Source organism: Shewanella insulae (assembly GCF_009831655.1).
In the GTDB taxonomy this organism is placed as follows: domain Bacteria; phylum Pseudomonadota; class Gammaproteobacteria; order Enterobacterales; family Shewanellaceae; genus Shewanella; species Shewanella insulae.
Window position 1 is genome coordinate 1 of sequence record NZ_WRPA01000040.1, and the last position, 1,300, is coordinate 1,300.

A 1,300-nucleotide genomic window follows, 5' to 3' on the forward strand; every position below is an offset into this window, starting at 1 on the left:
GGTTCATCGCGGATCTCCGGGGAACGCCTCTCTGACTTTCAGAAAGAAGTATTCGGTATCCCGGTAGCCATAGCCCATTCGCTTCAGCAGTTTGATTTTGTTGTTCATCCCTTCCAGTCGGCAGGTGTGCAACGGATGAACCGCTGAAGCAACTATGCCATGAAGATAGTTCTTAAGACGCTGGCCAAATTGGAGTAATGGCCTGATACCGCTCTCTCTGACTTGTTGCCACCAGAGGTTCCATTGAGCCATGGCTTCGGCTTCATCTGTGCAGTACCACATCTCCTTGAGTTGCTCCCTGAGCAGGTAAACTGTCATTAAGCTTTTGTTCGACTCCAACAGCTCATTGAGATAACCCGCCTGTTTGTCTGTCAAATTATCTCTGTTTTTGAGTAAGACCCAGCGCCCCCGTTTCACCCGTTTGCGGGCTGGTTTGTCGTGCTTGAGTTGATTAGCCTGGTCAACCCTGACTCGGTCGATGACTTCACGGCCATACTTGGCAACAACATGGAACAAGTCGTAGACCACTTTGGCTTGGGGACAGTGCATCTGTACCTCCAGGTCAAAGGCAGTATTCATATCCATAGCAACGGCTTCAATCTGTTGGCAGTACTGACCCAACTTAACGAAAAATGGCCGGATAGCTTCTCTGCTGCGACCTTCACCTATCCAGAGGACTTGATGAGTATCCGCATCGGCCACCACGGTGGCGTAACGATGGCCTTTGAACAGGGCAAACTCGTCCATGACCAGGCGTTTGACACAACTCCAATCAGGCTCTGTGACCTCTCTTGCCTGCCGACGTTTGTCGATAGTCTTGATGGTATGCCAGTGCAGGCCAAGGAGTTGCGAAATATGTTTAATCGGCAAGAGCTTGAGTAGCGCCTCGACATGCTCAATGAGCCGTGTGGTCTGGCGAGCATAAGGCTTTAACCAGCTGATATGCTCCCGAACGATACCGCAATCGGGGCAAAGAATACGGCGGACGGGTAGCCGTAACTGAACCTGATACGCCAGTATGGTTCGTTCCGATACGCTGCGAAGTGAAGCGTCGTGAACGGCCTTAGCCGGTTTGCCGCAAGCACAGTGGCCGTTATCAATCGGTTTTAGGTGGATGATAAGGGTTTGTTGATTTTGCTCGGTATGGACGGCTTCAAAGCCTTCCCAGAGCGCAATGGGAAAGGTAATATTCGACATCGAGAACGGTTGGGGTTGGTCATTGTTTTTGTTTGGCGACTAAACAATAACTCTCCAACCGTTTTCATTTCCAGTCCACGCTAATCCGCGATGAACCTTTTTT

The 1,300-nt window shown here is 50.5% G+C and carries 1 protein-coding gene; it reads right to left on the minus strand.

Annotated elements, in window-relative coordinates; all coding sequences use genetic code 11:
• Positions 1 to 3: 3 nt before the first annotated feature.
• The gene (locus tag GNT65_RS20410) at positions 4 to 1,197 is read right to left on the minus strand and encodes an ISL3 family transposase (protein WP_160799001.1); all 1,194 of its coding nucleotides are present in this window, start codon (positions 1,195 to 1,197) and stop codon (positions 4 to 6) included.
• Between the last annotated feature and the right edge of the window lie 103 nt (positions 1,198 to 1,300).